General features: G+C 61.1%; 21 protein-coding genes. 13 read left to right on the forward strand and 8 right to left on the reverse strand.

The window, feature by feature from the left end:
* Positions 1 to 187: 187 nt before the first annotated feature.
* Both PFLQ2_RS01320 and PFLQ2_RS01315 read left to right on the forward strand, forming a co-directional pair.
* Positions 188 to 1,216, forward strand: a complete 1,029-nt coding sequence (locus PFLQ2_RS01320) for a S8 family peptidase (protein WP_033046344.1) — start codon at positions 188 to 190, stop codon at positions 1,214 to 1,216.
* Positions 1,217 to 1,463: 247 nt separating this feature from the next.
* Positions 1,464 to 1,817 carry a DUF1493 family protein gene (locus PFLQ2_RS01315; protein WP_003186816.1) on the forward strand — a complete coding sequence of 118 codons (354 nt, stop codon included), beginning with the start codon at positions 1,464 to 1,466 and terminating at the stop codon, positions 1,815 to 1,817.
* A gap of 83 nt (positions 1,818 to 1,900) precedes the next feature.
* Here PFLQ2_RS01315 and PFLQ2_RS01310 read toward each other — a convergent pair whose 3' ends face one another.
* The 3 genes from PFLQ2_RS01310 to PFLQ2_RS01300 form a co-directional block, all read right to left on the reverse strand.
* The gene (locus PFLQ2_RS01310) at positions 1,901 to 3,445 is read right to left on the reverse strand and encodes a phosphoenolpyruvate carboxykinase (protein ID WP_003186818.1); all 1,545 of its coding nucleotides are present in this window, start codon (positions 3,443 to 3,445) and stop codon (positions 1,901 to 1,903) included.
* A gap of 178 nt (positions 3,446 to 3,623) precedes the next feature.
* Positions 3,624 to 4,526 carry an Hsp33 family molecular chaperone HslO gene (gene hslO / locus PFLQ2_RS01305; protein ID WP_003186819.1) on the reverse strand — a complete coding sequence of 301 codons (903 nt, stop codon included), beginning with the start codon at positions 4,524 to 4,526 and terminating at the stop codon, positions 3,624 to 3,626.
* A 237-nt stretch (positions 4,527 to 4,763) separates the two neighbouring features.
* The gene (locus PFLQ2_RS01300; protein ID WP_003186820.1) at positions 4,764 to 5,168 is read right to left on the reverse strand and encodes an RNA-binding S4 domain-containing protein; all 405 of its coding nucleotides are present in this window, start codon (positions 5,166 to 5,168) and stop codon (positions 4,764 to 4,766) included.
* Between the two features lie 250 nt (positions 5,169 to 5,418).
* Here PFLQ2_RS01300 and PFLQ2_RS01295 point away from each other — a divergent pair, with 250 nt between their 5' ends.
* Both PFLQ2_RS01295 and rimK read left to right on the forward strand, forming a co-directional pair.
* On the forward strand, positions 5,419 to 5,883 hold the full coding sequence (locus PFLQ2_RS01295) for an ATP-dependent zinc protease family protein (protein ID WP_172680644.1): 465 nt from the start codon (positions 5,419 to 5,421) through the stop codon (positions 5,881 to 5,883).
* Positions 5,880 to 6,785, forward strand: coding sequence for a 30S ribosomal protein S6--L-glutamate ligase (rimK, locus tag PFLQ2_RS01290; RefSeq protein WP_003186822.1), 906 nt, complete (start codon positions 5,880 to 5,882; stop codon positions 6,783 to 6,785). Before PFLQ2_RS01295 ends, rimK begins: the two co-directional genes overlap by 4 nt.
* A 132-nt stretch (positions 6,786 to 6,917) precedes the next feature.
* On the opposite strand, the gene PFLQ2_RS01285 is transcribed toward rimK, so the two are convergent.
* Positions 6,918 to 8,231 carry an ATP-binding protein gene (locus PFLQ2_RS01285; protein WP_003186824.1) on the reverse strand — a complete coding sequence of 438 codons (1,314 nt, stop codon included), beginning with the start codon at positions 8,229 to 8,231 and terminating at the stop codon, positions 6,918 to 6,920.
* Between the two features lie 113 nt (positions 8,232 to 8,344).
* Positions 8,345 to 9,085 carry a two-component system response regulator OmpR gene (gene ompR / locus PFLQ2_RS01280; RefSeq protein ID WP_003186825.1) on the reverse strand — a complete coding sequence of 247 codons (741 nt, stop codon included), beginning with the start codon at positions 9,083 to 9,085 and terminating at the stop codon, positions 8,345 to 8,347.
* A gap of 357 nt (positions 9,086 to 9,442) precedes the next feature.
* Between ompR and PFLQ2_RS01275 the strand changes: the two genes are divergently transcribed.
* The 7 genes from PFLQ2_RS01275 (at position 9,443) to tauD (ending at position 17,774) form a co-directional block, all read left to right on the forward strand.
* Positions 9,443 to 11,767: a Tex family protein gene (locus PFLQ2_RS01275; RefSeq protein ID WP_003186826.1), complete on the forward strand. Its 2,325-nt coding sequence runs from the start codon at positions 9,443 to 9,445 to the stop codon at positions 11,765 to 11,767.
* A complete protein-coding gene (locus PFLQ2_RS28270) occupies positions 11,767 to 12,150 on the forward strand; it encodes a PaaI family thioesterase (RefSeq protein WP_003186827.1) in 384 nt (127 codons plus the stop codon). Before PFLQ2_RS01275 ends, PFLQ2_RS28270 begins: the two co-directional genes overlap by 1 nt.
* 269 nt (positions 12,151 to 12,419) lie before the next feature.
* Positions 12,420 to 14,003, forward strand: coding sequence for a glutamate--cysteine ligase (gene gshA / locus PFLQ2_RS01270; protein WP_033046346.1), 1,584 nt, complete (start codon positions 12,420 to 12,422; stop codon positions 14,001 to 14,003).
* A gap of 246 nt (positions 14,004 to 14,249) precedes the next feature.
* Complete coding sequence (gene tauA / locus PFLQ2_RS01265) at positions 14,250 to 15,227, forward strand: taurine ABC transporter substrate-binding protein (protein ID WP_003186829.1); 978 nt, start codon at positions 14,250 to 14,252, stop codon at positions 15,225 to 15,227.
* Between the two features lie 25 nt (positions 15,228 to 15,252).
* Positions 15,253 to 16,047, forward strand: a complete 795-nt coding sequence (gene tauB / locus PFLQ2_RS01260; RefSeq protein WP_003186830.1) for a taurine ABC transporter ATP-binding subunit — start codon at positions 15,253 to 15,255, stop codon at positions 16,045 to 16,047.
* Positions 16,044 to 16,883 (forward strand): taurine ABC transporter permease TauC, encoded by an 840-nt coding sequence (gene tauC, locus PFLQ2_RS01255; RefSeq protein ID WP_003186831.1) that lies wholly within the window; start codon positions 16,044 to 16,046, stop codon positions 16,881 to 16,883. The genes tauB and tauC overlap by 4 nt, the downstream gene beginning before the upstream one ends.
* 48 nt (positions 16,884 to 16,931) lie before the next feature.
* Positions 16,932 to 17,774, forward strand: coding sequence for a taurine dioxygenase (tauD, locus tag PFLQ2_RS01250; RefSeq protein WP_003186833.1), 843 nt, complete (start codon positions 16,932 to 16,934; stop codon positions 17,772 to 17,774).
* A 157-nt stretch (positions 17,775 to 17,931) separates the two neighbouring features.
* On the opposite strand, the gene mgrA is transcribed toward tauD, so the two are convergent.
* Together mgrA and PFLQ2_RS01240 are read right to left on the reverse strand one after the other, a co-directional pair.
* Entirely contained in the window at positions 17,932 to 18,969 is a 1,038-nt protein-coding gene (mgrA, locus tag PFLQ2_RS01245) for an L-glyceraldehyde 3-phosphate reductase (RefSeq protein ID WP_003186835.1), read from the reverse strand.
* A gap of 209 nt (positions 18,970 to 19,178) precedes the next feature.
* On the reverse strand, positions 19,179 to 20,069 hold the full coding sequence (locus PFLQ2_RS01240; RefSeq protein WP_003186837.1) for a LysR family transcriptional regulator: 891 nt from the start codon (positions 20,067 to 20,069) through the stop codon (positions 19,179 to 19,181).
* 119 nt (positions 20,070 to 20,188) lie between these two features.
* Here PFLQ2_RS01240 and PFLQ2_RS01235 point away from each other — a divergent pair, with 119 nt between their 5' ends.
* On the forward strand, positions 20,189 to 20,929 hold the full coding sequence (locus PFLQ2_RS01235; RefSeq protein ID WP_003186838.1) for an SDR family oxidoreductase: 741 nt from the start codon (positions 20,189 to 20,191) through the stop codon (positions 20,927 to 20,929).
* A gap of 12 nt (positions 20,930 to 20,941) precedes the next feature.
* On the opposite strand, the gene betT is transcribed toward PFLQ2_RS01235, so the two are convergent.
* Positions 20,942 to 22,903: a choline transporter BetT gene (gene betT / locus PFLQ2_RS01230; RefSeq protein WP_172680645.1), complete on the reverse strand. Its 1,962-nt coding sequence runs from the start codon at positions 22,901 to 22,903 to the stop codon at positions 20,942 to 20,944.
* Positions 22,904 to 23,392: 489 nt separating this feature from the next.
* On the opposite strand from betT, the gene PFLQ2_RS01225 reads away from it, so the two are divergent.
* Positions 23,393 to 24,385 carry a D-cysteine desulfhydrase gene (locus tag PFLQ2_RS01225; RefSeq protein WP_003186840.1) on the forward strand — a complete coding sequence of 331 codons (993 nt, stop codon included), beginning with the start codon at positions 23,393 to 23,395 and terminating at the stop codon, positions 24,383 to 24,385.
* The last annotated feature ends 7 nt before the right edge of the window (positions 24,386 to 24,392 follow it).

The raw sequence follows: 24,392 nt of genomic DNA on the forward strand, positions 1-24,392 counted from the left end.
GCTGCTTATGCTTTGCCACGAGGCGATACAAATCCAGGCACTTTGATGCCTCGTCCCGACTTCGTTGCCACGGTAAGGTGCGTCCCAAATCCATGCGTTACGTCAAGGCCAGGAAGCCTGACGCTCACCTCTATTCAAGGAACGAACCGTGCCACACCTACTTTGCGCTCTACGCGTCCTGACGATAATGTCGGTCTCACTGCTGGCCGGTTGCTTGACCGTCCCGGAACGATCCGGGGTGGATCCGGCTCTATTCGAAACGCCGGAGTATCAGGCCCAGCAAGGCCTTGCCGTCGTCAAGGCTTCCGCGCTCTATGCACGTGGCGGGACCGGCCAGGATGTTGTCGTGGCGCTGATCGACTCGGGGCTCGACGCCAGCCTCAAGGAGTTCGAAGGCAGGTTGGCTGATTCTGGATTTGACTATGTCGAGGACCGTCCCGGCACAGTCGACCGCATCGGCCATGGCACGCAGATGGCCGGCATTCTCGCTGCCAACAAGGACGACCAGGGCATGCACGGCATCGCGTTCAATGCACGGTTGATCCCCTTTCGTTTTGGCGATAACAACGAGCCGTTTTTCTTCGACAGCGAGATCGCCCAATCCTGGCAAAGCGGTTTCGACAAGGGCGCCCGCCTATTCAACAACTCGTGGGCCAACGCCATCCCCGCCACGGAAATCAACGAGGCACGCTACAACCAGGTGATGCCCGACTCCCTGGCCGTTGCCCGAAAATTGGTATCCGACGGTGCCGTGTTCATCTTCCCTACCGGCAACGAACTCAAGCGCGAGCCCCTGGCCGAACCGGGGTTGCCGGTGGCCTTGCCTGAACTGGAAAAAGGCTGGATCGCGGTGGTTGCATTAAAGAACGACGGCAGCGCCATCAATGGAAAATCCAACTACTGCGGTCTCGCAGCTGCGTGGTGCATCGCCGTCCCAGGCGGCGATGCGGGCGCACAGGCAGGCTTGCTCACGGTGGGCAAGGATGGCCTTTACGTCCAAACCGCCGGCACCTCCCCGGCCGCAGCCTTGGTCAGTGGCGCCTTGGCGGCGCTACAAAGCCTTTACCCGCAGCTCAGCCCTCAGCAGATACGCGAACATCTACTGGCGACAGCCAACCGCACAGGTGTCTACGCCAACAGCGAAGCCTATGGCCGAGGGTTGATGGACCTGGAAGCTGCGTCACGACGCGCTCCTGAACCAGTGGCGGTTCAATAATCACAGTGAGTCCAAACCTTCAGAAATCTGCTCGCAGCCTTCCAATTCTCAGTATGTCAAACACATCAATGCGAAAGACGTTCCCAGATGGCTAGCCATTGCATTACGGGCATCAGGCCGCTACCGACAAGCTGATGCACTGGTTCCGAGACCGTTGTGAGACCTTACTTCTTTCCCAACTGACGTCCGTTTCCCCTAAACTTTCCAGCGATACAGACGCGCCTCTTTTTACTTCGGACCTTTCACCATGCATCTCGCGCCAGACTTCCCCGACGACCACGCCATGCGCCAACTCATGGAACTGCTCCACGAAGAAATCGGCTTGCCTGAACGCAAGACGATTCGCCTGGAGACCGCGATCAATCTGGATTTGGGTTGCGATGGGGCGGACGCGCGGCATCTGATGGAAGCCTTGGAAGAGCGGTTCGCCATCGACCTCATCGATTACGACGCTTATCGCTATTTTCAGCCGGAAGGCTTCGATGTCTTTCAAAAGCGCAGGGCCAAGGGCCGTGGCAAGAAGGTGCCGCTGACCATTGCCATGCTCTACAAAGCAGTCAAGGCGCAGAGATGGGACACGCAGGAAGTGGAAGGGGTCTAGGGGACTCGAAAGTCTTCGACATAATCAGTCGCTCATAAAAAAGCCGCCCTGATCAGGCGGCTTTTTTGTCGGCTAACCGACTCTTACAACTGCGGACCCGCCGCCTTGATCGCGTCGCTCACGTCGAACTTCTTGAAGTTCTCGATGAACAAACCGGCCAAGGCCTTGGCTGCTTCGTCGTAGGCAGCTTTGTCGGCCCAGGTGTTACGTGGGTTCAACAGACCGGTCTCGACGCCTGGAACGGCCAGGGGCACGTCCAGGTTGATGATGTCCAGGTGTTCGGTTTCAGCACCGATCAGCGCGCCGCTCTGAATCGCTGCGATCACCGCACGGGTGGTCGGGATGTTGAAGCGTTTGCCAACGCCGTAGCCGCCACCGGTCCAGCCGGTGTTGACCAGATAGACCTTGGAACCGAAGCCACGGATACGCTTGATCAGCAGTTCCGCGTATTCGCCGGCTGGGCGCGGGAAGAACGGAGCGCCGAAGCAGGTGGAGAAGGTCGACTTGATGCCGCTGCCCGAACCCATTTCGGTCGAGCCAACCAGTGCGGTGTAGCCGGACAGGAAGTGATAGGCAGCTTGTTCTTCGCTGAGGATCGACACAGGCGGCAGCACGCCGGTCAGGTCGCAGGTCAGGAAGATCACGGCGTTGGGCTCGCCACCGAGGTTTTTCGGTGCGCGTTTTTCGATCAGTTCACGCGGATAGGCCGCGCGGCTGTTCTGGGTCAGGCTGTCGTCGGCGTAGTCGGCTTTCTTGGTGACTGGGTCCAGGACAACGTTTTCCAATACCGCGCCGTGCTGGATGGCTTTCCAGATAACCGGCTCGTTCTTCTCGGACAGGTCGATGCACTTGGCATAGCAACCGCCTTCGATGTTGAAGACCACGCCCACACCCCAACCATGCTCGTCGTCACCGATCAGGTAACGGCTTTCGTCGGCGGACAGGGTGGTCTTGCCGGTGCCGGACAGACCGAAGAACAGGGTTACATCGCCCTCTTCGCCCATGTTGGCGGCGCAGTGCATCGGCAGCACGTCAACAGCCGGCAGCAGGAAGTTCTGCACGGAGAACAGGGCTTTCTTCATTTCACCGGCGTAGCGCATGCCGGCGATCAGCACTTTCTTGGCCGCGAAGTTGAGGATCACGGTGCCGTCGGAGTTGGTGCCGTCGCGCTCAGGCTCGCAGACAAAATTCGGAGCGTTGAGGATCTGCCATTCATCCTTGCCACCGGCATTGTACTGCTCGGGGTTGATGAACAGGCAACGACCGAACAGGTTGTGCCAGGCAGTCTCGGTGGTCATCTTGACCGGCAGGTAGTGCGCAGGATCGGAACCTACATGCACGTGGGAGACAAAACGCTCGCGCTCGCCCAGGTAGGCTTCAACGCGATTCCACAGGGCGTCGAACTTGTCGGCTGGGAACTTGCGGTTGATCGGGCCCCAGGCGATAGCGTCCTGGGTGGTTGGCTCTTCTACGATGAAACGGTCGACCGGCGAACGACCGGTACGGTGACCGGTACGAACAACCAGCGCGCCAGTATCGGCAAGCTCGCCTTCACCGCGATTCAGGGCTTCTTTGACCAGATCATCGACACTCAGATCGGTGTACACGGCGTTATTGGCTTGCGTCATGAGATTCCCCGTCGGCCCGTGGCCGAGTGCTCCAAACGTTTTGTAGTAGGAAGTCGCGCACTACTACCCGAAAAAAGTGGGCCGGATTATGCCAGAAAAGCCCAAAAAAAGTAGGGCCCTCCCGTCAGTACGGCGTAAATCCGGCGTTTGCCAGGAGATTTACCTGCGCTGAAGCGTTTTAGTGACGGGTATCTGACGGTGTGTCGACACCCGCACCCGCGAACAATTGTGCAATGTCCGCCGCGTCGAACAGGTAGCGCTCGTTGCAGAACTGGCAATCCACCTCGATGGCCCCGCCATGTTCGATCACCAGTTGCTGCGCATCTTCCAGACCCAGACTGACCAGCGCATTGCCGGAACGTTCACGGGAGCAACTGCATTGGAAGCGCAACGGCTGGCCGTCGAACAGGCGCACCTGCTCTTCGTGATAAAGACGATGCAGCACGGTTTCGTTGTCCAGGCCCAGCAGTTCATCGGCGCTCAAGGTGCTGGCCAGGGCGGTGACGTGCTGCCAACTGGCATCGCGCTCTTCCGGGTCACGAATGCGATCGGCAGGCAATTGCTGCAACAGCAGACCGCGTGCGCGCCGACCGTCGGCATAGAGCCAGAAACGCGTATTGGTTTGTTGGGACATGACGAAGTAGTTGGTGAAGCATTCGGACAAGCTCGCACCGTCCAGATCGACGATGCCCTGATAGCGCTGCCCCTGGGTCGGGTCGACTGTGAGGGCCAGCACACCATTGGGCATCATGTCGGCCAGTGTCGCGTCGGGGGCGATCTGTTCGGCGTCATAACGGGCCAGGCCACGGATCTCGCGCTCACTGGAGCACTCGATCATCAGCAGCGGCACCGGGCCTTCGGAGCGGGCCTGGAGGATCAGCAAGCCATCGAACTTCAAGGTGCCGACCAGCAGCGCCGCGGCGGCCATCAGTTCGCCGAGCATCTGCGCGACCGGCTCCGGATATGGATGCTTGGCGAGGACTTCGGCGTAGCTACGCTCCAACGCCACCAGCTCGCCGCGGGCGTCGCTGTCATCGAAGATGAAACGCTGGGTGTAGTCGGTATCCGGTAAATCAGTCATAGGGTCTGGTATCTGAAGTGGTGACAAGTAATGACGGGCATTTTATGGGCATTGCCGGTGGGTTCCAAGCAAGCCGAGGGTTTGTCTGACCGGAAGAGCCTGATAACGCAATCTGAAATGTAATCGTGGCGAGGGAGCTTGCTCCCGCTCGGTTGCGCAGCGAGCGTAAGATTTCGGGGCCGCTGCGCAGCCCAGCGGGAGCAAGCTCCCTCGCCACGGGCCTTGCGCCAGCCTTTCTTATTCGCTGTTGCTGCCATGGAACCTGAACAAATCCCGGCGCTGTTTCTTGCTCGGCTTGCCATCGGTGCTGACACCCAGGGCGCCGGCCTTGCGTTGAGCTGCCGCGGCTTCGCGCTTGGCAATGCTGGCATCCGTTTCACGATAGAGCGCCTGCGCTTGCGGCGCGCCGCGCCGTACGATCGACAGGGCCTCCACCACCACGGTTTTTTCATCGAACCCGGTGCGAATGACAAACTCATCGCCGACACGCGGCTCTTTACCCGGTTTGCAACGTTCACCCCGGTGATGAACCTTGCCGCTTTCGATAGCGGCCTTGGCGAGGGCCCGCGTCTTATAGAATCGCGCCGCCCACAGCCATTTATCGAGACGGACCTTGTCGTCCTCTTCCTTTTTTTGTGTCACTGCAATTCCTCTTTCTGCCAATAGTCAGAACTGTACTACCGTTTTTGTCGGGCGCACGAATCCGGCCCGACAGATAGAATGCCGCCGAGCCGACTTCCCCGGCCCGGTTTGCCTGCAACGTCACGAGCGCAAACAGGCAGGTAGATAACTGTCGCCATTTTGTGATTATTCTGCGTGAATACCGCGATCCGCGGAGTCCACGATCCGATGCATCGATCGCAGGTTGTTTTTATTGAAGACTTTTAACCATTTGACCGTTGTCGGCCTGCGCGAGTGGGTAGCGCTCCCTGATTTGGGAGTCGCGGGCCTGCGGGCAAAAATCGACACCGGGGCCAGCACCTCCAGCTTGCACGCTACCGACATCGAGCCATTCGAGCGCGACGGCGAAAAATGGGTGCGCTTCACCGCGCACCTCGGCACGGTGGTGCAACTGCGTCATCGCCGCTGCGAAGCCCCCTTGGTGGCGCGCAAGACGATAAAGAGTTCCAACGGCCACGCTCAGGTCCGCTACGTGATCAGTACCACGTTGGCGCTGGGTGATCGGATCTGGCGAGTGGAGTTCACCCTCGCCTGCCGCAAGTCCATGCGATATCGCCTGTTATTGGGTTCCAAAGCCTTGATCGACGGCCAGTTGGTGGTCAATCCGGGTACCAAATACGTTCAGGACAAACCGGCATTCCCGGTGTCCACTCTCTCTGCCACAGGTGTTGCATGAAGATCGCTGTGCTGTCGCGTAACCCGCGTCTGTATTCCACCCGTCGCCTGGTCGAAGCCGGGACCGAACGGGGCCATGAAATGGTGGTGATCGATACCCTGCGCGCCTATATGAACATCGCCAGCCACAAGCCGCAGATTCATTACCGTGGCAAACCGCTGGAAGGGTTCGATGCAGTGATCCCGCGCATCGGCGCATCGGTGACGTTCTATGGCTGCGCCGTGTTGCGCCAGTTTGAAATGATGGGGGTGTTTCCCCTCAACGAATCCGTGGCCATCGCCCGCTCCCGGGACAAGCTGCGCTCCCTGCAGTTGCTGTCGCGGCGCGGTATCGGCCTGCCGGTAACCGGCTTCGCCCACTCGCCGGATGACATTCCCGACTTGATCGCCATGGTCAACGGCGCGCCATTGGTGATCAAGGTGCTGGAAGGCACCCAGGGCATCGGCGTAGTCCTGTGTGAAACCGCAACCGCGGCCGAATCGGTGATCGAAGCGTTCATGGGCCTGAAGCAGAACATCATGGTGCAGGAGTACATCAAGGAAGCCGGCGGCGCGGACATTCGCTGCTTCGTGGTCGGTGACAAAGTGATTGCCTCGATGAAACGCCAGGCGCGGCCTGGTGAGTTTCGCTCCAACCTGCACCGCGGCGGCAGTGCCAGCTTGATCAAGATCACACCGGAAGAACGCATGACAGCCCTGCGCGCCGCCAAGGTCATGGGCCTGGCCGTGGCCGGCGTCGACATCCTGCGCTCCAATCACGGGCCACTGGTGATGGAGGTGAATTCCTCGCCAGGCCTGGAAGGAATCGAAACCACCACCAGCAAGAACGTGGCAGGAATCATCATCGAACACTTGGAAAAGAATGGCGGGCCAAACATGACCCGGACCAAGGGCAAGGGCTGACCCTGCACAAAACCCTGTGGGAGCGAGCTTGCTCGCGATGGCGATATTTCAGTGACGATGATATTGGCTGACACACCGTCATCGTGAGCAAGCTCGCTCCCACAAGGCATCGGCGTGACCTAAGGGAAACTGCTAAACCGCATCCCTTGGCAACATCAGCCCCAACGGCAACCGCACCCGCGCTTCCAGCCCGCCACCCACGCGATTGCGCAGTTCGACGTTACCGCCGTGCATCGAGGCTATGCGCTTGACGATGGCCAGGCCCAGCCCCGTGCCCTTCCCGCCCCGGGCACGGTCGCCTCGGGTGAAGGGGTTGAAAATGGCTTCCAATTCCGACGGATCGATGCCGGCGCCACGGTCCATGACGCTCAGCACCACATAGGGCGCGCTGGTATCACCGGAGACATAAGCCGCCACCTCCACGCCAGTACCGGCATGGTTCAAGGCATTACCGATCAGGTTATTCAGCAAGCGTTTCATCGACACCCGGCGCAGCGGGAACGGCTGGATAGGCTCCAGGCGCAGGTGCACTTTCTCATCGTTCTGGTTATAGGGCGCGGCCACTTCCCGCACCAGCTCGCTGAGGTCCACTTCTTCCACGGACTCGTCGCGACCGTCACGAATGAACGCCAGGAACTGGTCGAGAATCGCATCCATGTCTTCAATGTCGCGGACCATTTCATCGGTCAGGTCGGTGTGCTCGCCCATCAATTCCAGCGACAGCCGCAGCCGGGTCAGCGGCGTACGCAGGTCGTGGGAAACGCCGGCCAGCATCAATTCGCGCTCCCGCCCGGCTTGTTCGACGTCCTCGGCCATCTGGTTGAAGGCGCGATAGACCTCGGTCATTTCGCTGGGTGTATCGCTGACGGGCAGTCGTACGCTGCGCCCTTGGCCCAGTTGGCGGGCGGCATAGACCAGGCGTTTCAAGGGTTGGTTGAGCTGACTGACGAAGATCCACGCCGAAGCCGTCGACAGCAGGCCGATGGCCAGGAACCAACCGAGCACGTTCCAGATCTTCTGGCCACGCAGCGGATGAGGGTACAACGGCACTTTCAGCCAACCATCGCCCAGGCTTGGCGCCCGCACCCACAACGCCGGTGGCGAATGCATGCGCAGTCGCACCTCGGTATCGGCGCCGAGTTCGGCCTGCATCTGCCGCTGATAGATTTCGCTGTAGGGCCAGTGTTGTTCGCCTTCCGGCACACCTGCACCGACGACCCGGATCAGTGTCGCCGCTTCAGCGATCTTCGCCCGGTTGGTCTCGTCCGCCGCCCAGTAAGCCCTTAGTGTCAGGGCAACGCCGTGGCTGTATTGCCGATCAACGAGCACATCCTCGTTCATCAGCAGGTACACCAGGGTCAGTGCCTTGGAGAAGAGCACGACAATGAGCACCAGCCAGAGGGTGCGGGAAAAGAAGCTCTGGGGGAACCAAACCGGGGTTTTCATGAATAACCGCTACACACTTGCAGGAGCGAGCGATGCTCGCACAATAACGGACCGCGAGTCGCCTGGAGGAAGACATTCAGCCCGCCAGGCCACCCGCTCCTACAAATCGCCGATCATTTGCTGGCGGCGCCATCCGGCACGAATACATAACCCACGCCCCACACCGTCTGGATATACCGTGGCTTGGAGGGGTCGGGCTCGATCATCCGGCGCAACCGGGAAATCTGCACGTCGATGGAACGCTCCAGCGCATCCCACTCGCGACCGCGAGCCAGGTTCATCAACTTGTCGCGGGTCAGCGGCTGGCGAGCATTCATCACCAAGGCCTTGAGCACCGCGAACTCGCCGGTGGTGAGCATGTGGATCTCGTTGCCGCGCTTGAGCTCGCGGGTCGCCAGGGACAGCTCATAGTCGCCGAAGGTCACGCTCTCGTCTTCGCTGCCCGGCGCACCAGGCACCGGTGCCGATTGACGGCGCAGCACGGCCTTGACGCGGGCCATGAGCTCGTCCGGGTTGAACGGCTTGGCCAGGTAATCGTCGGCGCCCAGTTCAAGCCCCTTGATACGGCTCAGCTCGTCGCCCTTGGCGGTGAGCATGATGATCGGGATCTGGTTGTTGGCGCCACGCAGGCGGCGGCAGGCGGTCAGGCCGTCTTCACCAGGCAGCATCAAGTCGAGCACCACCAGGTTGAAAACCTCGCGGGCCAGCAACCGGTCCATCTGTTCGGTGTTCGGTACGGTGCGGGCGCGATAGCCCTTGCTGACGAAAAAACGCTCCAGCAGGCTGCTCAGCCCTGGATCGTCGTCAACGATAAGAATTTTTTCGCCTTCAGCAGTTTGTGCTGTGCTGCTCATAGGAAGCTCCTTTGATCTCGGCGCGCATTATGGCCTAGCTGCCGTTATACGCACCGTGTGCATTGTTAGCAGATTTTTCCTCTATCGCCACAAATCCGGGTATCCAGCCTACAGGCCTCGCCCCCCTTAAGCGCGGAACGCTGGTTATAATGCGCGGCCCTTTGTGCCAGGAAATGCCGGATCGATAACCCGGCGCGCCACTTTTCTTGCCCTGGCCAGGCAGCACTTTTTGAATTTCGCGGGTCAACAGGCAGCCTTTTGACCCAGGCAGCGGCGCAAGCCAGGCCGCTCAACCAGTCTCGCCGAGCCCGGCTCACGCGGTGGCGAGCCTGATTTCACAATTTGTCAGGTGGTTTTATGGACAGCATCAACAGCCGCATCGCCGAGGAACTCGGCGTACGCCCACAACAGGTCGAAGCGGCCGTCGCGCTACTCGATGAAGGTTCGACGGTACCTTTCATCGCCCGTTACCGGAAAGAAGTGACCGGCAGCCTCGATGACACGCAATTGCGGCATCTGGAAGAGCGCCTGCGCTACCTGCGAGAACTCGACGAACGGCGCATCAGCATCCTGGCCAGCATTCAGGAACAGGGCAAGCTGACCCCGCAGCTCGAGCGCGACATCAAGCTGGCAGACACCAAGACCCGTCTCGAAGACTTGTACCTGCCCTACAAGCAAAAACGCCGGACCAAGGGCCAGATCGCCCTGGAAGCCGGGCTCGGCGACCTGGCCGACGGCCTGTTCAACGATCCGACCCTGGCGCCGGAAACCGAAGCCGCACGTTTCGTCAACGCCGAAAAGGGCGTGGCCGACATCAAGGCCGCGTTGGAAGGCGCCAAGTACATTCTCATGGAGCGTTTCGCCGAAGACGCCAACCTGCTGGAAAAACTGCGCAACTTCCTCAAGCAGGAAGCCATCCTCAGCGCCCGCGTGATCGCCGGCAAGGAAGAGGAAGGCGCCAAGTTCCGCGACTACTTCGAACACGACGAACCCCTCAAGAGCATGCCGTCTCACCGCGCCCTGGCGATTTTCCGTGGCCGCAACGAAGGCATTCTCAGCTCCGCGCTGAAGGTCGGTGAAGAACTGCCAGGTACCATGCACCCGTGCGAAGGCATGATCGGCCAGCAGTTCGGCATCCAGAACCAGAACCGCCCCGCCGACAAATGGCTGGCCGAAGTGGTGCGCTGGACTTGGAAGGTCAAGCTCTACACCCATCTGGAAACCGACCTGCTGGGCGAGTTGCGCGACGGCGCCGAGACCGAGGCGATCAACGTATTCGCCCACAATCTGCACGACCTGCTCCTGGCCGCGCCGGCCGGCCCGCGTGCCACCCTGGGCCTCGACCCGGGCCTGCGTACCGGTTGCAAGGTGGCGGTGGTGGATTCCACCGGCAAGCTGCTGGACCACGCCACGGTCTATCCGCACGTGCCGCACAACAAGTGGGACCAGACCCTCGCCGTACTGGCCGCCCTGTGCGCCAAGCATTCGGTGGACCTGATCGCCATCGGCAACGGCACCGCCAGCCGCGAGACCGACAAGCTGGCCGCCGAGCTGATCAAGAAATACCCAGCCATGAAGATGACCAAGGTCATGGTTTCCGAGGCCGGCGCTTCGGTCTATTCCGCATCGGAACTGGCTTCCAAGGAATTCCCGGACCTGGACGTATCGATTCGTGGCGCGGTGTCGATTGCCCGTCGCTTGCAAGATCCACTGGCGGAACTGGTGAAGATCGACCCGAAATCCATCGGCGTCGGCCAATACCAGCATGACGTTTCCCAGTTGAAGCTGGCCCGTGGCCTGGACGCGGTGGTGGAAGACTGCGTGAACGCCGTGGGCGTGGACGTGAACACCGCTTCGGTGGCGCTGCTGGCGCGGATCTCCGGCCTGAACGCCACGCTGGCGCAGAACATCGTCACCCACCGCGACGAGCACGGTGCGTTCAAGACCCGCGCCGCGTTGAAGAAAGTCCCACGGCTGGGTGAAAAAACCTTCGAGCAGGCTGCCGGCTTCCTCCGGGTCATGAACGGCGACAATCCGCTGGATTCGTCGGCCGTCCACCCCGAAGCCTATCCGCTGGTACAACGCATCGCCGCCCAGACCGACCGCGACATACGCTCGCTGATCGGCGACGCCGCGTTCCTCAAACGCCTGGATCCGAAAAAATTCACCGACGAAACCTTCGGCCTGCCCACCGTGACGGACATTCTCCAGGAACTGGAGAAACCGGGCCGCGACCCGCGTCCCGAGTTCAAGACCGCCGAGTTCCAGGACGGCGTCGAGGACCTCAAGGACCTGCAGCCAGGCATGATCCTCGAAGGCGTCGTGACCAACGTTACCAACTTCGGTGCCTTCGTCGACATCGGCGTGCACCAGGACGGGCTTGTGCACATTTCGGCATTGTCCGAGAAGTTCATCAAGGACCCGCGCGAAGCGGTGAAGGCCGGTGACGTGGTGAAAGTGAAGGTCATGGAAGTCGACATTCCGCGCAAACGCGTCGGCCTGTCGATGCGCATGAGCGACACACCGGGCGAGAAAGTCGACGGTGCCCGCGGCGCTCGCCCCGGCTCGACCCCGCGTCAATCGCAGAACACCGCGCCGCGCAAGGAAACCGCCACCGCAGCGCCGACGAACAATGCCATGGCCTCGTTGTTCGCCAACGCCAAGCAATTGAAGAAACGCTGATGGACGTGCCGGCCGGGTTGGTGGAGAGCGCGTTTTTCAAGTTGCTCGGCTGCCGTCTGCACAGCCTTGGGGACGGGATGGCGCAAGTCGCCCTGGGCCTTGAGCCGCCGTTGCGCAATCGGGGCAACAAGCTGCACGGCGGAGCATTGTTCAGTCTGGTGGACATCGCCATGGGGCTGGCGTGTTCCAGCGTCCACGGTTTTGACCAGCAGAGCGCGACCATCGAATGCAAGATCAACTACATTCGCGCCGTGTCCGACGGTGAAGTGTTGTGCACCGCCCGGGTCATCCATCCGGGCCGGCGCACGCTGGTGGTTGAGGCCGATGTGATGCAAGGCGACAAACTGGTCGCAAAAGCGCAAGGCACGTTCGCTGTCCTATAGCTCCCTGTCATCGATTTGGGGTAATTTCGACGCTACGAATGCGGCGCCGCAATTATCTGTGGGAGCGGGCTTGCTCGCGAAGGCGGTGTGTCAGCGACTTCCATTGCTGACAGATACGCCCTCTTCGCGAGCAAGCTCGCTCCCACAGTAATGGTGGCGGAGTCCTTAGCCGTACAAAAACCAGGCGAAAACGCCAGTTTTAACTTCACCCTTGTAGACCGTCTTGCCCACCCCCATATTGGGGCGACTGACGCGTGAAGGAATTCAACTTGAGCGACCTTTTAAACCGCCGCCTGGCCCTGCTTGGCGAGCGCGCCAACCTCTCCCTGCTTGAGCAATGCCTGCACGGCATCGAGCGTGAATGCCTGCGCGTCACGGACAATGGGCGCCTGGCCCAGACCCCGCATCCCGAGGCCCTGGGTTCGGCGTTGACCAACGAACAGATCACCACCGATTACTCCGAGTCGCTGTTGGAGTTCATCACGCCGGCCCTCGCCAACCCGGCCGACACCTTGCGCAGCCTGGACAAGATCCACCGCTTTGCCTATAGCAAACTGGGCGACGAATACCTGTGGAGTCCTTCGATGCCGTGCCCTTTGCCGGCCGAAGAGGACATCCCGATTGCGTACTATGGCACCTCGAATATCGGTCGGCTCAAGTACGTCTACCGCAAGGGCCTGGCGCTGCGCTATGGCAAGACCATGCAATGCATCGCCGGGATCCACTACAACTTTTCCCTGCCGGAAAAGCTCTGGCCGCTGCTCCGCCAGAGCGAAGCCGCCGAAGGAAGCGACCGGGACTTCCAGTCTTCAGCCTATATCGCGCTGATCCGAAATTTCCGCCGCTACAGCTGGCTGCTGATGTACCTGTTCGGTGCTTCGCCGGCGCTGGACGCCGGTTTCCTGCGAGGTCGCCCGCACCAGCTGGAACAACTGGGCCCAGACACGTTGTACCTGCCTTATGCCACCAGCCTGCGCATGAGCGACCTGGGTTACCAGAGCAACGCCCAGGCCGGCCTCACACCGTGCTACAACGATCTGGAGAGCTACACCGACAGCCTGCGCAAAGCGGTGGCGACGCCCTATGCGCCTTACGTCGAAGTCGGCACCCACCAGAACGGCGAGTGGGTGCAGCTCAACACGAACATTCTGCAGATCGAAAACGAGTACTACTCCAATATCCGCCCCAAGCGCGTGACCTACACCGGCGAGCGCCCGATCCAGGCATTGATGGCCCGGGGCATCCAGTATGTCGAAGTGCGGTGCCTGGACATCAACCCGTTCCTGCCGATGGGCATCGACCTCACCGAGTCGCGATTCCTCGACGCATTCCTGCTGTATTGCGGCCTCAATGACAGCCCGCAACTGGAGAACAACGAGTGCGGCAACGCGACGAGCAACTTCCTCACCGTGGTCAAGGAAGGCCGCAAGCCTGGCCTGCAATTGCAGCGACAGGGTCAGCCGGTGGACATGCAAGCCTGGGCCGTCGAACTACTGGAAAAAATCGCGCCGCTGGCCTCGCTGCTTGATCAGAGCCAGGGCGGCGACGCTCACCGCCAGGCATTGGACGCACAATTGGCGAAGGTCCGGGACCCGTCCCTGACCCCTTCTGCCCAGGTGCTGGCCGCCATGGCCGAACATCAGGAAAGCTTCGCCCAGTTCTCCCTGCGCCAAAGCAAGGTCCACGCTGAATTCTTCCGTGCCGAACCGCTGCCTGTCCAAGAGCAGCAAGCATTCGAAGCAACCGCCCGCGAATCCCTGGTTCAACAAGCAGAACTGGAGCAGAACGAGGTGGGGGATTTCGACGTGTTCGTGGGCTCGTATCAGGCGAGCATCCTGGCGATCAGTAACTGAACACCACTTTTTGACTGGAATGCTCTTGTGGCGAGGGAGCTTGCTCCCGCTGGACTGCGCAGCAGGCCCTTCTTTACGGTTGCTGCGCAACCGAGCGGGAGCAAGCTCCCTCGCCACATGTAATCTCCACGCGCATAGATTTTTTCGCAAATAAGCTAATTCGAAAAAGTTATTTATTTAGCGATTCTTAGATCATTTAGTCTCCTCAAACGCCGAACACCCGGCGGCCTGTTGAGGAGCTTTCCCATGACGTTCAGTTTTCCCCTTCGCCTTCTCGCGGCCGCCTCCCTGGCCGTCACGAGTCTATTGACCCAGGCAGCCGACCTGACCGTCGCCTACCAGACCACCGTCGACCCGGCCAAAGTCGCCCAGGCCGACGGCGCCTATGAAAAAGCCACCCAAGCCAAGATCGACTGGCGCAAGTTCGACAACGGCGCCGACGTCATCACCGCCATCGCCTCGGGCGACGTGCAGATCGGTTACCTCGGTTCCAGCCCGCTGACCGCGGCCATCACCCGCAAGGTCCCGGTGGAAACCTTCCTCATCGCCACCCAGATTGGCGCCGCCGAAGCCCTGGTGGCCCGCGACGGTTCCGGGATCAAGACGCCCCAAGACCTGATCGGCAAGAAAATCGCCGTGCCGTTCGTTTCCACCGGCCATTACAGCCTGCTCGCCGCGTTGAAGCATTGGAACATCGACCCATCGAAAGTCACCATCCTCAACCTGGCACCACCGGCCATCATCGCCGCCTGGAAGCGCGGCGACATCGACGCCACCTACGTCTGGGACCCGGCGTTGGGCGTGGCCAAGGAAAACGGCAAGGTGCTGATCACTTCCGCAGAGCTGGCCAAGTTCGGTGCGCCAACCTTCGACGCCTGGATCGTGCGCAAGGACTTTGCCCAGAAGCATCCTGAAATCGTCACCGCCTTCGCCAAAGTCACCCTGGATGCCTACGCTCAGTACCGCAAGGACCCGCAAGCCTGGCTGGCCGATGCATCCAACATCGACAAACTGGTGAAGCTCTCCGGTGCCAAAGCCAGCGATATCCCGCTGTTGCTGCAAGGCAACGTCTTTCCCCTGGCAGCCGATCAGGTCGTGAGCCTCGGCGCTCCGACAACCAAAGCCATCACCGACACCGCAGTCTTCCTCAAGGAACAAGGCAAGGTCGAAGCCGTGCTGCCGGACTACGCGCCTTTCGTCAGCGCCAAATACATCACTCAGTGATCGATCAATAGAAGGAGCCACGGCAATGGCCTTGCTACAGCTGGAGCGTATCAGCGCACAGTACCCCGGCGCGGCGGAACCCGTGCTGGCGGATATCTCCCTGACCCTGGGCCCCCAGCAATTGCTGGTCGCCCTCGGCCCGTCCGGCAGTGGCAAGACTTCGCTGTTGAACCTGATCGCCGGGTTCGTCGAGCCCAGCGCCGGGCAAATCACCCTGGACGGCGTGCCCGTCAAAGGACCGAGTGCCGAGCGCGGCGTGGTGTTCCAGGACGATGCACTGTTGCCCTGGCAGGACGTGCTGGCAAACGTAGGATTTGGCCTGGAACTGGCCGGCGTCGCCAAGCAAAAGCGCGAGGCCCGAGCCCGGGAAATGCTCGCCTTGGTGGACCTCGCCGGTTTCGATCAACGCCGCGTCTGGCAGCTTTCCGGCGGCCAGAAGCAGCGCGTCGGCCTGGCACGGGCGCTGGCGGCTGATCCGCGTGTGTTGCTCATGGACGAGCCTTTCGGTGCGCTCGACGCTTTCACCCGCGAGCAAATGCAGGAGCTGTTGCTGCAGGTCTGGCAACGCACCGCCAAACCGGTGTTCCTGATCACCCATGACATTGAAGAGGCGGTGTTTCTCGCCACGGACCTGATCCTGCTGGCGCCCAACCCCGGGCAGATCGTCGAGCGCCTGCACCTGGACTTTGGCCAGCGCTACGGGGCCGGGGAATCCGCCCGGTCGATCAAATCCGACCCGCGCTTTATCGAAACCCGTGAGCATGTGCTCGCCAAGGTGTTCTCCCAACGCAGCGCCACTCGGCCACAGGAGCGCGCATGAGCAGCTACGAAATTCCAGCCGTGGTCAGCGAACCGGCAGACAAACGCCCGGCCACCGGCTCGCGGCTCAACCTGAGCACGCGATGGATCAGCGGCTTGACCCTGTTCGTATTGCTGGCCGTCTGGTGGGTAGTCACCGCCAGCGGCCAGATCGAACCCTTGTTCCTGCCTTCGCCCTCCGCCGTGCTGCAAAAAGGCTGGCTGCTGGCGACCAGCGGCTACATGGATTCCACCCTCTGGCAGCACTTGGGCGCAAGCCTTGAACGGATCGGCCTGGGTCTGTTGTTCGCGGTGCTGACGGCCGTGCCGGTGGGCATCGCCATTGGCGCCAATCGTATCGCAAGAGGGGTACTCGATCCGTTGATCGAGTTTTACCGACCGATCCCACCATTGGCGTACCTGCCATTGATCGTGATCTGGTGCGGCATCGGTGAATTGTCGAAGGTGCTGCTGATTTACCTGGCGATCTTCGCACCGATCGCCATCGCCACCGCCACCGGCGTGCGCACCGTGGACCCGGCGAAATTGCGCGCCGCACAGTCCCTCGGTGCCACACGAGTTCAGTTGATTCGCCATGTGATCGTGCCCAGCGCCCTGCCGGATATCCTCACCGGGATTCGCATCGGGTTGGGCGTGGGCTGGTCGACACTGGTGGCCGCTGAGCTGATCGCCGCCACCAGCGGCCTGGGGTTCATGGTGCAGTCTGCGGCGCAGTTCCTGGTCACCGATGTGGTGGTGCTGGGGATTCTGGTGATCGCGCTGATTGCCTTCGCCATGGAAATGGGCTTGCGCGCTCTGCAACGCAAACTGGTGCCGTGGCACGGCCAGGCCCATTGACACCTAATGACCACGCCGACCATTCGGCGCCCAGAGCGAGAACGTACGATGAATCGCCCGACCATTACCCCGTTGAGCACCGCCCTCGGCGCGCAGATCAGCGGGATCGACATCAGCCAGCCGTTGCTTCCTGAACATCACCAAGTGATAGAGCAGGCGCTGCTTGAACATCAGGTGCTGTTTTTTCGCGACCAGCCCATCGAGCCGGTGCAGCAAGCACGTTTCGCTGCGTATTTCGGCGACCTGCACATTCATCCGATCTACCCCAACGTGCCCGAGCAGCCCGAAGTATTGGTGCTCGACACGGCTGTCACCGATGTGCGCGACAACGCCGTGTGGCACACCGACGTGACCTTCCTGCCGACGCCCGCCATGGGCGCGGTGCTCAGTGCCAAGCTGCTGCCGGCGTTCGGTGGCGATACGTTGTGGGCCAGTGGCATTGCCGCTTATGAAGCCTTGTCGGCGCCATTGAAGCGCTTGCTGGAAGGCCTGACGGCGACCCACGATTTCACCCGGTCCTTTCCGTTGGAGCGCTTTGGCAATAGCGCCGAAGACCTGGCGCGCTGGGAAGAAGCGCGGCGCAAGAATCCACCGTTGTCCCATCCGGTGATCCGCACCCATCCGGTGAGCGGGCGCCGCTCGCTGTTCGTCAATGAAGGCTTCACCACACGCATCAACGAGCTGTCGGAAACCGAAAGCGAGGCGATCCTGAAACTGCTGTTCGCCCATGCCACGCGCCCGGAATTTACCCTTCGCTGGCGCTGGCAGGCCAATGACGTGGCATTCTGGGACAACCGCGTGACCCAGCATTTCGCCGTGGACGATTATCGTCCTGCCCGGCGCGTGATGCACCGGGCGACGGTGTTGGGGGATGTGCCGTTTTTCCGCTGAACACACCGCCCACCCGTGGCGAGGGAGCTTGCTCCCGCTCGGCTGCGCAGCAGTCGTAAAACCGGCTGACCCGGTCTGACTGGAAAAATGCGTTATGCCGATTGGGGCCGCTGCGCAGCCCAGCGGGAGCAAGCTCCCTCGCCACGGGGGGTTTGTGTTATTCAGCTGACGAAGGTTTTTCCCAAAGATTGATCCCGCCTTCCTGGGCAAACCGGTCGATCTCCGCCAGTTCTTCGGCGCTGAAGTTGAGGTTGCGCAGCGCTCCGACGTTCTCAATGATCTGCTCCGGCCGGCTGGCACCGATCAGGGCCGAGGTGACCCGTGGATCGCGCAAGGTCCAGGCCAGGGCCATCTGCGCGAGGCTTTGACCGCGGCGCTGAGCGATTTCGTTAAGGGCGCGCACGTGAGCGATATTGTCTTCGGACAGGTGCGAAGCCTGCAACGAACCGCCACCCGGACGATTGACCCGCGCGTCGGCCGGAATACCCTTGAGGTACTTGTCGGTCAGCAGCCCTTGGGCCAGCGGGGTGAAGGCGATAACACCGGTGCCCAGCTCCTCGGTAGCGTCCAGCAGGTCCTTTTCCACCCAACGATTGAGCAGGTTATAGGCCGGCTGGTGAATCAGCAGCGGGACTTTCCACTCGTTGAGCAGCGCGGCCATCTCCCGGGTCTTCACGCCCGAATACGAAGAGATACCAATGTACAGCGCCTTGCCCTGCTGCACGGCGGTGGCCAGCGCACTGGCAGTTTCTTCCAGCGGCGTTTCAGGGTCGAAGCGATGGGAATAAAAGATATCCACATAGTCCAACCCCAGGCGCTGCAGGCTCTGGTCGAGGCTGGCGAGCACGTACTTGCGCGAGCCACCGCCCTGGCCGTAAGGTCCCGGCCACATGTCCCACCCGGCCTTGCTGGAAATGATCAGCTCATCGCGGTACTGCTTGAAGTCCTCACGCAGCAATCGGCCGAAATTGATCTCGGCGCTGCCATAGGGAGGCCCGTAGTTATTCGCCAGGTCGAAGTGGTTGATGCCCAGGTCAAACGCCGTACGCAGCAAGGCGCGCTGGGCGTCGATGGGCGTGCTGTCGCCAAAGTTGTGCCACAACCCCAACGACAGCGCCGGCAGTACCAGCCCACTGCGACCGACGCGGCGGTAAGGAATGGACTCGTAGCGGTTTTCGGCAGCGGTGTAGGTCATCGAAAAGCTCTCTGTTCGGGCATCTGGATGGCAGACGCTAACATTTCACAGACGCATCGGTCAGGCCGAAAGTTCGCTTATCCCTGTGGGAGCGAGCTTGCTCGCGAAAGCGCTGTGTCAGCTTACGGTGACGTTGGATGTGCCGACGTCTTCGCGGGCAAGCCCGCTCCCACAGGAAATTCGTGATACCTGAACATTTGGAGGCGATATTAACGAGCCTTGGCAAACACCTCCGCCAGCCAATCCACAAACACGCGAACCCGTGGCGACATGTGGCGATTGTGGGGGTAGAGCACCGAAATCGGCATGGACGGTGGTGGCGTGGCGGTGAGGATTTCCTGGATCAGGCCTTGTTGGATCTGGGTTTCCATCCGGTAGTAAGGGCATTGGATCAGGCCCAGGCCGGCGATGGCGGAGGCGGCATAGATTTCGGCGCCGAACACTGAGATTGCGCCGTCTATGGCTACTTCCCGAAGTTCGCCGTCGACCATGAACTCGAACGGATACAGTTTGGCGGTGGTACGCGAGACGTAGTTCACCGCCCGGTGCTGTCTCAGGTCGTCGAGGCTTTTCGGCTCTCCGTACTGGCGCAGGTAGGCCGGACTGGCGCAGGTGATCTGGCGCAGGTTGGCGACGCGGCGCCCTATCAGCGACGAATCCGCCAGCGTGCCAGCCCGCAGCACGCAATCGACCCCTTCGGTAATAAGGTCGACAAAACGATCGGCCTCGCTGATGGACAGCTCGATGTCTGGGTATTGCGCCATGAACTGCGGCAGCGCCGGGATCACAAAATGTCGGGCGAGCGTGCCATGCATGTCCACCCGCAACCGCCCCTTGGGCGCCACGCTGCGAAACGCCAGTTCGGCTTCTTCCAGCTCTGCTAGCAATTGCACGCAGCGCGGGTAGTAAGCCTCGCCATCGAGGGTCGGGCGCACTTTGCGGGTGCTACGCTCCAGCAAGCGCACGCCCAGCCAGGCTTCGAACTGGTTGAGGGTGTGGGTCAGCGTGGCGCGGGGCAGGTTCAAGTCATCGGCGGCCAGGGTAAAGCTGCTGCGTTCGTAGATGCGCACGAACACCTTCATCGCCTTGACTTGATCCATTTGGAATCTTACGCCCTGATTGTTGGCAACTATTGAACAGTCAAGGCCACTCTCCTGTATTTATCGCCGCAAGTAAACATGTGAATCTCGCTTCACCCCACTTCAAGAGGAGCACACCCATGACGACTCAAACGCCCAAAGTTGCCATCATCACTGGCGCCTCCCGCGGCATCGGCGCCGAAATCGCCAAGCATTTGGCCAGCGAAGGTTTTGCCGTTGCCATCAACTATGCCAGCAGCGCCACCGAAGCTTCGAAACTGGTGGTGCAGTTGCGCCAAGCCGGTCACCAAGCCATAGCGGTCAAGGCGGATGTGTCTTCTGCCAGCGATGTCCGGCGGTTGTTCGATGAAACCGAGGCGCAACTGGGCAAGGTCGATGTGCTGGTCAACAACGCCGGCATCCTTCAGGTAATGCCCTTGGCGCAGCACAGCGATGAGCTGTTCGAGCAGACGTTCGCCATCAACACCCGTGGCACTTTCAACACCCTGCGCGAAGCCGCAACCCGCCTGAATGACGGTGGCCGAATCGTGAATTTTTCCAGCAGCACCGTTGGCCTCAACCTGCCCGGCTACGCTGTGTACATCGCCAGCAAGGCTGCAGTGGAATCGTTGACCCAAGTGTTTGCCAAGGAGCTGCGCGGGCGTCAGATCACCGTCAATGCCGTGGCCCCCGGCCCCGTCGCCACCGAACTGTTCATGCACGGCAAGAGCGAAGAACAAGTGCAGCATTACGCCAAGATGCCGCCCTTGGAACGCCTCGGCCAGCCGCAAGACATCGCCCGCGTCATCGCCTTCCTGGTGAGCCCGGATGCCGGCTGGGTGAACGGGCAGATCCTGCGGGCCAATGGCGGGCTTGTCTGAGATTCAGCCCGCTCAGCGCACCAAGTGCAGGAACTGCATGTGCCGCTCGTACTGGTCGAGGATGTCGTTGATGACCTGCTCTCGGGTGTAGCCCACCAGGTCATAATCCTGGCTACCCTCGCTCAGGTGCACTTCGGCACGGTAATAACGGCGATTGTTGAGTTCCTTGGAACCCATGCCGCCCCGGGCGAAGGACGGCGTGAAGTAGCCGCGCATCTGCACCTGATAAATGAACGGATGCTGCTCGCCGTGGCCGATTTCCAGGCTGACGCTGTCATTGGCCGGGTCTGGCTGGGTCACGACCGTGAGGCCCTTCTCGGCGAATACCGCCTTCACGTCTTCAACGGCCGGACGCACTGTCGTGTCGAGAAACCGATACACCTCGTCGCGAGACGGGAAATGCACCGCCTGGCTCAAGCGCTGGCGCCAGCCGCCCGTGCCCCGGCGTGAACCCGACACCGGTGCGAGGGAATGCAATTGCGCGATCTGCTTCTGGGACTCCAGGTAGAACGCCTTGTGCAACCCCCACATCATCAACAAAAGAATCAGCGAGAACGGCAACGACGTCAGCACCACCGCCGACTTCAAGGCATCGATGCTGCCGGAGAACAGCAATGCGCTAGTCACCAGGGCGGTCATCGCGCCCCAGAACACCCGCAGCCATTTCGGCCCGTCTTCATCGGGATTGCCGCCCTTGGCCGACAGCGTCGAAAGCACCACGGTGCCCGAATCGGCGGACGTGACGAAGAAGACGAAGCTGATGAACACCGTGACCGCGATGACGGTCTTGCTCCACGGGTAGGTTTCCAGCAACAGGTACAGGCTCATCGACGGATTTTCCAGGGCGCTCATGCCCAAGGCGCTCATGCCATGGTTCAGCACCTGGTCGATGGCGCTGTTGCCGAAGATCGACATCCACGCCAGGGTGAAGCCCAAGGGAATCAGCAACACACCAAACACAAATTCGCGGATGGTCCGGCCACGGGAAATCCGTGCGATGAACAGCCCCACGAACGGCGACCACGCAATCCACCAGGCCCAGTAGAACACTGTCCAGCCGCCCAACCAGTCGCTGGGTTTGTTGTAGGCGTACAGGTCGAAACTCTTCATCGGCAAGGCGCCGAGGTAATCGCCGATGTTCTGGATCAACGTATTGAGCAGATGCTGGGTGGGCCCGGCGAACAGCACGAACAACAGCAACGCGCAGGCCAGCAGCATGTTGATGTCGGACATGACCCGCACGCCTTTATCGACGCCCGCCACTGCGACGATGATTGCCGCGCCCATCATCAGCACGATCAGACCGACCTGGATCCACTGGGTATGGGCGATGCCGAACAGGTAATCGAGCCCGGAATTGAGGTGCAATACACCAAAGCCCATGTCCGCCCCGAGGCCGAACACGGTGGCGATGATGCCAAAGCCATCCACCGCATAGCCGATGGGGCCATTGATGCGCTTGCCGATCAGCGGGTACAGCGCCGAACGCAGGGCCAGTGGCAGGTTGTGCCGATAGGCGAAGTACGCCAAAGCCATGCCGACGAAAGCGAACACTCCCCAGCCGTGCAGCCCCCAGTGCAAGAACAGGATCTGCATGGCCTGGCGCGCGGCCTCGGCGGTGCCGGCCTCGCCCTGGGGCGGTTGCACCATGTGGGTCAACGGCTCGGAAACACAGAAGAAAAACAGGGTGATGCTGATCCCGGCGGCGAACAGCATGCCGGCCCAGGACAGATAGCTGAATTCGGGCTCGTCGTGGTCGGCACCGAGCTTGATCTTGCCGTAGCCGGACAAGGCGGTGACCACCACGAAGACCAGATACAGGGTCATCGCCAGCATGTAGTACCAGCCGACCGTATTGGCCGCCCAGTTCTGCGCCGCCAGCAGCCAGGCGCCGGCCTGCTCCGGCACGGCAATGACCACCAGGCCAAACAGCAGGATGAAGGTCGCGGCGAAGTAAAAGACCGGCGGGTTCATGCGGACCAGGCCGCTGGCGGGAAGAGACGAGGCACTCATGGGCAGTGCACTCGGGAAAACATAAAAATGACGATCGAAAACGGACTCGGCAAAAGCAAGCCTCCTGTTGTGAGCGGGCAGCAAACCGGCGGTTTAACTTGAATGAACGTTCAATTTAAACATAGATAGGCAGCTAAGGACTAATCGCAGGGCTCGACGGTACGTTTCCTACGCTAGTCCATGGGGAGGTATGACGTTGCCTGGAGCGTATTCGTTCATTAGCGACACGAACCCTGTGGGAGCGGGCTTGCTCGCGAAGAGGCCGTCACATTCACCATAGTGTCGATTGAAAGTCCGCTTTCGCGAGCAAGCCCGCTCCCACAGGTTTTTCGTGACGAGCTGGGTATCCAATCCTCTGTCCGGTTCACTGTCTCAACCAACGATTGGCGGTTGCCCACAAATAAGCGCATGCCTATAGTCCAGGCATCTCCTACAACCAGTACGGCCCCCATGATCAAACAACAACTGGCGCGTTTTAATCGTCTCGACTTGCTCGGCCACCCGACGCCGCTGGAAAAACTCGACCGCCTCTCTACCTGGCTCGGTCGTGACATCTATATCAAGCGCGACGACCTGACTCCGTTGGCCCTGGGTGGCAACAAACTGCGCAAGCTCGAATACCTCGCTGCCGATGCCCTGGCCCAGGGCGCCGACACACTCATCACCGCCGGCGCGATCCAGTCCAACCACGTGCGCCAGACCGCTGCATTGGCCGCGAAGCTGGGCCTGGGCTGCGTGGCGCTGCTGGAAAACCCCATCGGCACCCAGGACGGCAATTACCTGGGTAACGGCAACCGCCTGCTACTGGAACTGTTCGACGCCAAGGTCGAACTGGTCGAGAACCTGGACAATGCCGACGACCAACTCCAGGCCCTCGCCGATCGTCTGCGCAACAATGGTAAAAAACCTTATCTGGTGCCGATTGGCGGTTCGAACGCCTTGGGCGCGCTGGGCTATGTACGCGCCGGCCTGGAACTGGCCGAGCAGATCAAGGACACCGGGCTCGATTTTGCCGCCGTGGTGCTGGCTTCCGGCAGCGCCGGGACCCACAGTGGCCTGGCGCTGGCCTTGAGCGAAAGCCTGCCGACGCTTCCCGTGATCGGCGTGACGGTTTCGCGCAGCGAGGAAGACCAGTTTCCGAAGGTCCAGGGCCTGGCCGAGCGCACCGCGCAGTTGCTGGACATCGCCCTTCCGGAAGCCTTCAAGGTGAACCTGTGGGACGAATATTTCGCGCCCCGTTACGGCGAGCCCAACGCCGGGACGCTGGCAGCGGTCAAGCTGCTGGCGAGCCAGGAAGGCGTGTTGCTGGATCCGGTCTACACCGGCAAGGCCATGGCTGGCCTGCTCGACGGTATCGGTCGCGACCGCTTCGATGAAGGCCCGATCATTTTCCTGCACACCGGCGGCGCGCCGGCGTTGTTTGCCTATGACACAGCGTTTTAGGATGTTT

This window comes from Pseudomonas fluorescens Q2-87, assembly GCF_000281895.1.
GTDB classification, from domain to species: domain Bacteria; phylum Pseudomonadota; class Gammaproteobacteria; order Pseudomonadales; family Pseudomonadaceae; genus Aquipseudomonas; species Aquipseudomonas fluorescens_S.

What these genes read in the sequence shown, in the direction of transcription:
- PFLQ2_RS01320 (WP_033046344.1), top strand. Translation starts at nt 188, where the DNA reads ATGTCGGTCTCACTGCTGGCCGGTTGCTTGACCGTCCCGGAACGATCC.
- PFLQ2_RS01315 (WP_003186816.1), top strand. Translation starts at nt 1,464, where the DNA reads ATGCATCTCGCGCCAGACTTCCCCGACGACCACGCCATGCGCCAACTC.
- PFLQ2_RS01310 (WP_003186818.1), bottom strand. Translation starts at nt 3,445, where the DNA reads ATGACGCAAGCCAATAACGCCGTGTACACCGATCTGAGTGTCGATGAT.
- hslO (WP_003186819.1), bottom strand. Translation starts at nt 4,526, where the DNA reads ATGACTGATTTACCGGATACCGACTACACCCAGCGTTTCATCTTCGAT.
- rimK (WP_003186822.1), top strand. Translation starts at nt 5,880, where the DNA reads ATGAAGATCGCTGTGCTGTCGCGTAACCCGCGTCTGTATTCCACCCGT.
- PFLQ2_RS01285 (WP_003186824.1), bottom strand. Translation starts at nt 8,231, where the DNA reads ATGAAAACCCCGGTTTGGTTCCCCCAGAGCTTCTTTTCCCGCACCCTC.
- ompR (WP_003186825.1), bottom strand. Translation starts at nt 9,085, where the DNA reads ATGAGCAGCACAGCACAAACTGCTGAAGGCGAAAAAATTCTTATCGTT.
- PFLQ2_RS01275 (WP_003186826.1), top strand. Translation starts at nt 9,443, where the DNA reads ATGGACAGCATCAACAGCCGCATCGCCGAGGAACTCGGCGTACGCCCA.
- PFLQ2_RS28270 (WP_003186827.1), top strand. Translation starts at nt 11,767, where the DNA reads ATGGACGTGCCGGCCGGGTTGGTGGAGAGCGCGTTTTTCAAGTTGCTC.
- tauA (WP_003186829.1), top strand. Translation starts at nt 14,250, where the DNA reads ATGACGTTCAGTTTTCCCCTTCGCCTTCTCGCGGCCGCCTCCCTGGCC.
- tauB (WP_003186830.1), top strand. Translation starts at nt 15,253, where the DNA reads ATGGCCTTGCTACAGCTGGAGCGTATCAGCGCACAGTACCCCGGCGCG.
- tauC (WP_003186831.1), top strand. Translation starts at nt 16,044, where the DNA reads ATGAGCAGCTACGAAATTCCAGCCGTGGTCAGCGAACCGGCAGACAAA.
- tauD (WP_003186833.1), top strand. Translation starts at nt 16,932, where the DNA reads ATGAATCGCCCGACCATTACCCCGTTGAGCACCGCCCTCGGCGCGCAG.
- mgrA (WP_003186835.1), bottom strand. Translation starts at nt 18,969, where the DNA reads ATGACCTACACCGCTGCCGAAAACCGCTACGAGTCCATTCCTTACCGC.
- PFLQ2_RS01240 (WP_003186837.1), bottom strand. Translation starts at nt 20,069, where the DNA reads ATGGATCAAGTCAAGGCGATGAAGGTGTTCGTGCGCATCTACGAACGC.
- PFLQ2_RS01235 (WP_003186838.1), top strand. Translation starts at nt 20,189, where the DNA reads ATGACGACTCAAACGCCCAAAGTTGCCATCATCACTGGCGCCTCCCGC.
- betT (WP_172680645.1), bottom strand. Translation starts at nt 22,903, where the DNA reads ATGAACCCGCCGGTCTTTTACTTCGCCGCGACCTTCATCCTGCTGTTT.
- PFLQ2_RS01225 (WP_003186840.1), top strand. Translation starts at nt 23,393, where the DNA reads ATGATCAAACAACAACTGGCGCGTTTTAATCGTCTCGACTTGCTCGGC.